The sequence below is a fragment of the Pseudomonas sp. SDO52101_S400 genome (assembly GCF_054071635.1).
Genome location: NZ_JBSVWF010000069.1, coordinates 19,399 through 27,612, shown reverse-complemented (window position 1 = coordinate 27,612; position 8,214 = coordinate 19,399). Strand labels below are relative to the sequence as shown.

Below are 8,214 nucleotides of genomic sequence, written 5' to 3'. Positions count from 1 at the left end.
ACTCCTCAGCGATCAATTCAAACCAACCCTGGCGATGGGCAAGCGGCTTGTGCGCTTCAATGCGCGACAAGCGAATCAGGGACGCTGCGGAGAACCTCTAACGACTCATACGCATACGTCTTTACTTGTACATACAAGCATATGCAATCGAGCGGCCAACTTGTGGGGGGCCGTTCAACAAAAACACCGGGCACGGCTGGAAGACGCCTGAATCAAAGGCTGTGGCGTGTATGAATTTTTTCGCGGGGTTGGTTTGAGGAAGCGGAAGGCTGTTTCATGAACGTGGTATTGCGCCACGCTGGGGCGTTCGGTAACAAGTTGGTGCGCGTTCGGGAACGTCGGGATGAAAAAAACCGCCGCTCTCAACAGCCCCTACAGGCACTGTTCAAAGCAGCGGTTTTTCAAGGATCGATCAGTGTGCAGTCAGTTCGATCACACAGCAGCCCGCGTTGACGGCGATTTCCACCAGACCGGTGTTGCCGTCCAGTTGCAGGCAGTCATGCCGGCCAAGTTGCGAAGCGTTGTCACTGACCGTCACTTCCAGCAACTCGCTGACGCTGAAGACGAGAACAGTGCCGGCGGAGCTGAAAAACCGTTGTTCGCCGTCAAGCCATTGCAAACGTGCGCTGTAACGCTGGGGCGCGTAGATCAGGTTGAAATCGCGAATCCCCCCGCCGAGCAAAGTGCAAGACACCTGGCTTTCGCCGCTGAAGGCAAACGGGTCGAGGGGTAACAGCGGCCGGGTGTCGTCACCGTCGACGCACAAAGTCATGCCGTCGCCCTGCAACACCGTGATCACCCGTTGATAACCGATAAACGTCGAGAAACCGCCGGATTCGGCGATGTCGGCAATCGACAGGCGCCAGCCGAAGCCATCAAGACCGGTACCGGCATCGCGGGTGATTTCCTCGGTGCTGCCGCCGCCGTTTTTCCACGGCATGCGCGGGTAGCCTTCGGCGCGTAAAACCTTCAACTCGCTCATTTATGCTCTCTACTTACGCTTTTTTTATTTATGAAACCGACCTTCCAGACGATGACGGGAACCGGGGTGGATCAGACGCGCAGCGGTCACCGGCTGACGGCCCGACCAGGTGCGACGGCGGATCAGCAGGCACGGTTCGCCCTTTTCAATCTGCAGCAGTTTGCATTCGGACGGCTCGGCCAGGATCGCTTCGACCACATGTTCGCCTTCGGTCAGCGGCGCGACCTGGTTCAGATAGGCATAAGGGGTTTGCAGGGTGAAGTCCTGCTTGAGGTATTCCGGGGCGACCAGCGCGTTGACGAAACGGTCTTCGATTTGCACCGGAATATCGTTTTCGTAATGCACGATCAGCGAGTGGAACACCTTCTGCCCTTCGCGCATGTCCAGAGCCAGTGCGCGTTCGGAGCCGGCAGCCTCTTCTTCCAGGGTGATCACCTGGCAGGTGTGGCGATGGCCACGGGAGGCGATTTCGTCGGCGATGTTGTGCACCTCGAACAACGCGGACTGGCTCTTCGGCTCGGCGACGAAGGTGCCGACACCTTGCATGCGCACCAGCAAACCGTCGGCGGTCATTTCCCGCAGTGCTCGGTTGATGGTCATGCGGCTGAAGCCCAGCTGGCTGACCAGCTCGCTTTCCGACGGCACGCGGTAATGCGGCGGCCAGTTACCACTGTCGATCTGCTGGGTGATCATCTGTTTGACGCGGGCGTACAAGGGCGCCGGACTGTCGCCCATGTTCGCGGCCAACGGAGAGACTGGAGGCGGAGTCGGCACGGTGGATCCCTGTTCATTGGATAAGGTTGCTAGCTTGCCGGAGTTTACCGGGCAGGCAAACGTCTGTATATGTATATACAAATAACACACGATGGGGTGCTGAACCATGTCCGCCTTCTTTGCCGAACGCGCGTTACTGCCTGACGGATGGGCCAACAATGTACGTCTCGAGGTCAGCGCCGAAGGCGTATTGACCCGAATCCAGGCCGATTCCACCGCAGATGGCGCCGAACGGTTGAGCGGCCCGCTGCTGCCGGGCATGCCGAATCTGCACTCCCACGCGTTCCAGCGAGCGATGGCCGGGCTGGCGGAAGTGGCCGGCAATCCCAACGACAGTTTCTGGACGTGGCGCGATCTGATGTATCGGCTCGTCGGAAAAATCAGCCCGGACCAACTCGGTGTGATCGCCCGCCAGCTGTACATCGAAATGCTCAAGGCCGGTTACACCTCGGTCGCCGAATTCCATTACGTCCACCACGATCACAACGGTCAGCCCTACGCCGACCCGGCCGAACTGGCGTTGCGCATCAGCCAGGCCGCCAGTTCAGCCGGCATCGGCCTGACGCTGTTGCCGGTGCTCTACAGCCACAGCGGTTTTGGCGGCCAGACACCGAACGAAGGTCAGCGCCGCTTCATCAACAGCACCGAAAACTACCTGAAACTGCAATCGCGCCTGCAACCGTTGCTGGCGCAGCAGAAGGCCCAGTCGCTGGGACTGTGTTTCCACTCGTTGCGCGCGGTCACGCCGCAGCAGATCAGTGAAGTACTGGCGGCCAGCGACAAGCAGTGCCCGGTGCACATCCACATCGCTGAACAGCAGAAGGAAGTCGACGACTGCCTGAGCTGGAGCGGTCGCCGTCCGCTGCAATGGCTGTACGAAAACACCGAAGTCGATCAGCGCTGGTGCCTGGTGCACGCGACCCACGCCAATCCGGAAGAAGTCACGCTGATGGCCAAGAGTCGCGCCATCGCCGGCCTGTGCCTGACCACCGAAGCCAACCTCGGCGACGGGATTTTCCCGGCGGTGGATTTCCTGGCTCAGGGCGGACGCATGGGTATCGGTTCGGACAGCCATGTGTCGCTGAGCGTGGTTGAAGAACTGCGTTGGCTGGAATACGGCCAGCGCCTGCGCGATCAACGGCGCAACCGCTTGTATGGCGCGGATCAGCCGATGGTCGGCCGCACGCTGTATGACGCGGCGCTGGATGGTGGCGCACAAGCAATGGGCCAGCCGATCGGTGCGCTGGAAGTCGGCAAACGCGCGGACTGGATTGTGCTCGATGGCACCGATCCGTATCTGGCCACGGCCAGCGGTGACGGGATCCTCAACCGCTGGCTGTTTGCCGGTGGCGACCGTCAGGTGCGCGACGTGCTGGTCAACGGTCAGTGGGTGGTTCGAGAAGGGCGACATGCCGGGGAAGAGGACAGCAATCGAGCCTTCACCCAAGTGCTGCGAGAGCTATTGGGCTGACACAAAAAAACCTGTGGAGGGCAACCTCCACAGGTTTTTTGTTGCGCGTCAGTTGGACGTCTTGGCCATCTGCTGATCCGACGCCCGCCAGATCAGCCGCGTGGTGTCGTAACCCTGCTGACGCGCCTTGCTCAGCAGTTCTTCGCGCACCACACCGTTGACGGTCGGTGTACGCGACAACAGCCAAAGGTAACGACGGCTCGGGTCGCCAACAATCGCGGTCTTGTAGTCATCGCTGACATACAACACCCAGTATTGGCCCTTCGCCGAACCCGGAATCAGCCGCGAGAACCAGGTATCGAACTCGACCCACAACTTGTCGGTCTTGCCCGGCACCTGTGGATAAGCCGTGCCTTTGACCTCTTCCCACTGCCAGTCCTTGGTCAGGCAACGGTTGAACACACCGAGGTTGCCGTCAGGCAGGAGGCTGTAGCGGGCTTCGGATTGCGCACAGTTGCGCTGGAAATACATCGGCAGCCGCGCCAACTCGTACCAGGTACCCTGGTAACGCTTGAGATTGACGCTGTGGACTGTCTTGGGCGCCAGCGGATCTTCACCGGTCGTGGCGCAGCCGGCCAATACCAGGCCGGCAAAAAGGACAAGCAATAACCGCTTCATTGTTTTTCTCCCGTGGGCGCGTAGCCCCGGTTTACTTCAGGCCTTGGCCGGAAAACATCAACACTTTGTCACCGGCGTACTGCACGCTGATAAAGCTGTTCTTGTCGCCCCAGGTGCAACTGGACATGCCGAGCGCACCCGAGCAATCGGTAGGCTTGCCGAGCAGCGTCTCCACTTCGGCCTTGGCCATCCCGGCCGAGAGCTTCGAGTAGTTTTCCTGATTGACCTTGCTGCATGCGACCAACAGCACGCAAAACGACAGAAGGGCGATAGATCGCAGCGACATGGTGTAACTCCTGGAACGGAAGGGGGATGGCCTGACGCCAACCAGAAGCTTAGAAGAGAAAACCCCTGTCTGGTTCCCTCGTGGGATGGCTATTTATCAGCCCGCTCGTCTGGCATTCATCGGTAAATCAGACACTTTGTAGGGCTATTGAGCATTTCGTCGACTTTCACGAAAGCCGCCTAATCTTTGGCGCGCAGCGGTCGAAATAAGAGCAGCGCAAAGCCCGATAGTGTGGCAAATTGCCGCCCTTTCTTGACCAGCCCCTTCGCGGTAGCTCACTTAATGACCAGAAACATGAAATTCAGCCACAAGATCTTGTTGGCTGCCGCCCTCGTGGTGGCCGTTGCGTTCGCCTGTTTCATTTTGTTCAACGACTACCGACAACGCGAAGCCCTGCAAACCAGCACCGAAGCCTCTATGCAGGAACTGGGCAGCCTGACCACCAGCAACATCCAGACCTGGCTGGAAAGCCGCATCCAGTTGCTGCAATCGATGTCGCAGCAGGTTGTCGCCGACGGCAATGCCCCGGCCAGCCTCAAACGCATCATCGACCTGCCCGCCTACACCGGCAATTTCCAGCTCAGCTATTTCGGCGGTGCCGACGGCGTGATGTTCTCGGTCCCGGCCGGCAATCGCGCACCCGATTACGACCCGCGCGCCCGTGGCTGGTACAAGGCAGCAAACAGCGCCCAGCAAACCATCGTCACCGAACCGTACATCGCTGCTTCGTCGGGCAAACTGGTGATCACCGTTGCCACTCCGGTGCAGCGTCAAGGCCAGATGATCGGTGTAGCCGGTGCCGACATTGATCTGTCGAGTGTCAGCGCGATCATCAACTCGCTGAACTTCGGCGGCCACGGCCACGCGTTCATCGTCAGTGCCGACGGCAAGATCCTGATCCACCCGGACAGCAAACTGGTGCTCAAGACCCTGGCCGAGGCCTATCCCAACGGCGCGCCGAAAGTCAGCCCGGGGCTGAAGGAAGTCGAGTTCGACGGCAAGACCCAACTGATCTCCTTCACCCGCGTCAACGGCGTACCGTCGGCCGACTGGTACGTGGGCCTGGTGCTGGACAAGGACACCGCCTTCTCGATGCTCAGCGAGTTCCGCACCTCGGCACTGATCGCCATGGTCATCGCCGTGGTGATCATCATCGCCCTGCTCGGCATGCTGATCCGCGTGCTGATGCAGCCGCTGCTGACCATGGGCCGCGCCATGCATGACATCGCCGAAGGCGAAGGCGACCTGACCAAGCGCCTGACCATCCACGGCCACGATGAATTCGGCGCGCTGGGCTTGTCGTTCAACCGCTTCGTCGAGCGTATCCACACCTCGATCCGCGAGGTGTCGTCCGCCACTGGCCAGGTCAACGAAGTGGCCCTGCGCGTGGTCGCGGCATCCAACTCGTCGATGTACAACTCCGACCAGCAGGCCACCCGCACCAACAGCGTGGCCGCCGCGATCAATCAGCTTGGCGCCGCCGCCCAGGAAATCGCCCAGAACGCTGCCCTCGCCTCGCAACACTCCAGCGACGCACGCAGCCTGGCCGAAGACGGCCAGCAGGTGGTGGATAAAACCATCCACGCGATGCAGCAACTGTCGGCGAAGATCAGCGACTCCTGCGGCAACATCGAAACCCTGAACAGCAACACCGTGAACATCGGGCAGATTCTGGAAGTGATCACCAGCATCTCCCAGCAGACCAACCTGCTGGCCCTCAACGCCGCCATCGAAGCCGCCCGCGCCGGTGAGGCCGGACGCGGTTTCGCCGTGGTGGCCGACGAAGTACGCAACCTGGCGCACCGCACCCAGGATTCGGCGCAGCAAGTGCAGAACATGATCGAAGAACTGCAGGTCGGCGCGCGTCAGGCGGTCGGCATCATGACCGAGAGCCAGCGAGAGAGTGAAAGCAGCGTCGGTATCGCCAACCAGGCCGGCGAACGCCTGGAAAGCGTGACCCAGCGCATCGGCGAGATCGACGGCATGAACCAGTCGGTGGCGACCGCGACGGAAGAGCAGACGGCGGTGGTCGAGTCGATCAATGTCGATATCAACGAGATCAACACGCTGAACCAGGAAGGGGTGGAGAACTTGCAGGCGACGTTGCGGGCTTGTGCGGATCTGGAGCAGCAAGCTGCGCGACTCAAGCAGTTGGTGGGCAGCTTCCGGATCTAAGATCAAGAGCTGAAGATCAAGAGCCTACCCCCTCACCCCAGCCCTCTCCCCCAAGGGGGCGAGGGGGAAAGGGAGCCGATCTTCATGCTTTTCAAAACTTGAGTTCGGTTCGATATCTCAGGTCGATGTATAGCGACAAACACCTCGGTCAGTCCCCTCTCCCTCCGGGAGAGGGTTAGGGTGAGGGCCGGTTTTAGAGGCTGCCGAAAATCGTCTTAAAACCGCGAACCCGGCTCTTTCAAAAACTCCAACTCCTCCACCGTAGACTCCCTCCCCAACACCGCATTGCGATGCGGAAACCGCCCAAACCGCGCAATCACCTTCTGATGCCGCTCGGCATAGTCCAGATTGTCGGCAAACACCCCACGCTCCGCCTCCGGCTGTTCAGCCACCAGCTCGATGAATCGCGAGACCGCTTCATTCTGCACCGCGAGGTTTTCGCAGTGTTCGAAGACGAGGTAGATGAATACGCGCTGGATCGGCTTCAGTTGCCGATCAAAGTCCGCCGCAATGCCCTGCGCGACAAGTTTCTGCGCACGCAGATCACCGGAAAAAGCCTTGGGTGTATCACGAAAGATCATTCGCGGGAGTTGGTCGAGCAACAGCACCACCGCCAGCCAACCTTCGGGACATTGCGTCCATTCAGTCAATTCGCCAGCGAGGGCCTGATCGACAAAGACCCCGAAACGCTCACGCGCTTCGAGGTCCTGGCTGTCTTTCTTGCCAAACCACAACTTGCCCTGTTGCGCCGTCACTTCAGTGGCCGATTCGGAGTGACCGAACCACCAATCGAGCAACGGCTGCCAGGGCGCGTTCATGGTTTATTCCTTGTGGTAAGCCGTGGCGCGTGCGACTTCTTCTTTCGAGCCGAGGAACACCGCTACGCGCTGGTGCAGGCCTTCAGGCTGGATGTCGAGGATGCGCTGGTGACCGTCGGTGGAAGCGCCGCCTGCCTGTTCCACCAGGAACGACATCGGGTTGGCTTCGTACATCAGGCGCAGTTTGCCTGGCTTGGACGGCTCGCGGCTGTCGCGCGGGTACATGAACAGACCGCCACGGGTCAGGATGCGGTGTACGTCGGCAACCATCGCCGCGACCCAACGCATGTTGTAGTTCTTTTTCAGCGGGCCTTCTTCACCGGCCAGCAGTTCCGAAACGTAGCGCTGTACCGGGGCTTCCCAGTGACGCTGGTTGGACATGTTGATGGCAAATTCCTGGGTGCTTTCAGGAATGGTGATGTCTTCGTGGGTCAGGACGAAGCTGCCCATTTCGCGGTCCAGGGTGAAGCCCTTCACGCCGTTGCCCAGGGTCAGGATCAGCATGGTCTGCGGACCGTAGATCGCATAACCGGCGGCAACTTGCTGGGTGCCCGGCTGCAGGAAGGCCTTTTCATTCAAAGGCTCGTTCTGGCTCAGGTATTCGTTCGGGCAGCGCAGCACGGAGAAGATGGTGCCGACCGGCGCGTTGATGTCGATGTTCGACGAACCGTCCAGCGGGTCGAATACCAGCAGGTAGGCGCCTTTCGGGTATTTGCCCGGGATCTGGTAGGCGTTGTCCATTTCTTCGGACGCCATGCCGGCCAGGTGACCGCCCCACTCGTTGGCTTCGAGCAGGATTTCGTTCGACAGCACGTCGAGCTTCTTCTGCACTTCACCTTGCACGTTTTCAGTGCCCATGCTGCCCAGAACGCCGCCCAGGGCGCCTTTGGACACGGCGTGGCTGATTTCTTTACAGGCGCGCGCCACCACTTCGATCAGGAAACGCAGATCGGCAGGAGTGTTGTTGCTGCGGGTCTGCTCAATCAAATAGCGACTCAGGGTAACGCGGGACATGGACGGCTCCGGTGGAATGGGGGGCTAAAAACCCGCGCAGTTTACAGGGAGTCTGAAACCGTAGCGAGCAATGACG

At 60.1% G+C, this 8,214-nt stretch carries 8 protein-coding genes and 1 pseudogene; 3 read left to right on the top strand and 6 right to left on the bottom strand.

What is annotated here, in order from left to right; all coding sequences use genetic code 11:
- Window positions 1-412 precede the first annotated feature (412 nt).
- Window positions 413-982 (bottom strand): HutD/Ves family protein, encoded by a 570-nt coding sequence (locus ACW9HX_RS25605; RefSeq protein ID WP_457382722.1) that lies wholly within the window; start codon window positions 980-982, stop codon window positions 413-415.
- A gap of 24 nt (window positions 983-1,006) precedes the next feature.
- Window positions 1,007-1,717, bottom strand: a complete 711-nt coding sequence (gene hutC, locus ACW9HX_RS25600; RefSeq protein WP_162803449.1) for a histidine utilization repressor — start codon at window positions 1,715-1,717, stop codon at window positions 1,007-1,009.
- A 145-nt stretch (window positions 1,718-1,862) separates the two neighbouring features.
- Between hutC and ACW9HX_RS25595 the strand changes: the two genes are divergently transcribed.
- On the top strand, window positions 1,863-3,227 hold the full coding sequence (locus ACW9HX_RS25595) for a formimidoylglutamate deiminase (protein WP_457382721.1): 1,365 nt from the start codon (window positions 1,863-1,865) through the stop codon (window positions 3,225-3,227).
- Window positions 3,228-3,275: 48 nt separating this feature from the next.
- On the opposite strand, the gene ACW9HX_RS25590 is transcribed toward ACW9HX_RS25595, so the two are convergent.
- Both ACW9HX_RS25590 and ACW9HX_RS25585 read right to left on the bottom strand, forming a co-directional pair.
- Entirely contained in the window at window positions 3,276-3,845 is a 570-nt protein-coding gene (locus ACW9HX_RS25590; RefSeq protein WP_457382720.1) for a lipocalin family protein, read from the bottom strand.
- A gap of 31 nt (window positions 3,846-3,876) precedes the next feature.
- Window positions 3,877-4,131, bottom strand: coding sequence for a hypothetical protein (locus ACW9HX_RS25585; protein WP_457382719.1), 255 nt, complete (start codon window positions 4,129-4,131; stop codon window positions 3,877-3,879).
- A 282-nt stretch (window positions 4,132-4,413) separates the two neighbouring features.
- Between ACW9HX_RS25585 and ACW9HX_RS25580 the strand changes: the two are divergent.
- Window positions 4,414-5,448, top strand: a pseudogene (locus ACW9HX_RS25580) (HAMP domain-containing protein); the annotation flags it as partial.
- A 93-nt stretch (window positions 5,449-5,541) separates the two neighbouring features.
- Entirely contained in the window at window positions 5,542-6,306 is a 765-nt protein-coding gene (locus ACW9HX_RS25575) for a methyl-accepting chemotaxis protein (protein ID WP_457382723.1), read from the top strand.
- A 215-nt stretch (window positions 6,307-6,521) separates the two neighbouring features.
- Here ACW9HX_RS25575 and ACW9HX_RS25570 read toward each other — a convergent pair whose 3' ends face one another.
- Together ACW9HX_RS25570 and ACW9HX_RS25565 are read right to left on the bottom strand one after the other, a co-directional pair.
- Complete coding sequence (locus ACW9HX_RS25570; protein ID WP_457382718.1) at window positions 6,522-7,124, bottom strand: DUF924 family protein; 603 nt, start codon at window positions 7,122-7,124, stop codon at window positions 6,522-6,524.
- Between the two features lie 3 nt (window positions 7,125-7,127).
- Window positions 7,128-8,138 (bottom strand): class 1 fructose-bisphosphatase, encoded by a 1,011-nt coding sequence (locus ACW9HX_RS25565; RefSeq protein WP_457382717.1) that lies wholly within the window; start codon window positions 8,136-8,138, stop codon window positions 7,128-7,130.
- Window positions 8,139-8,214 lie beyond the last annotated feature (76 nt).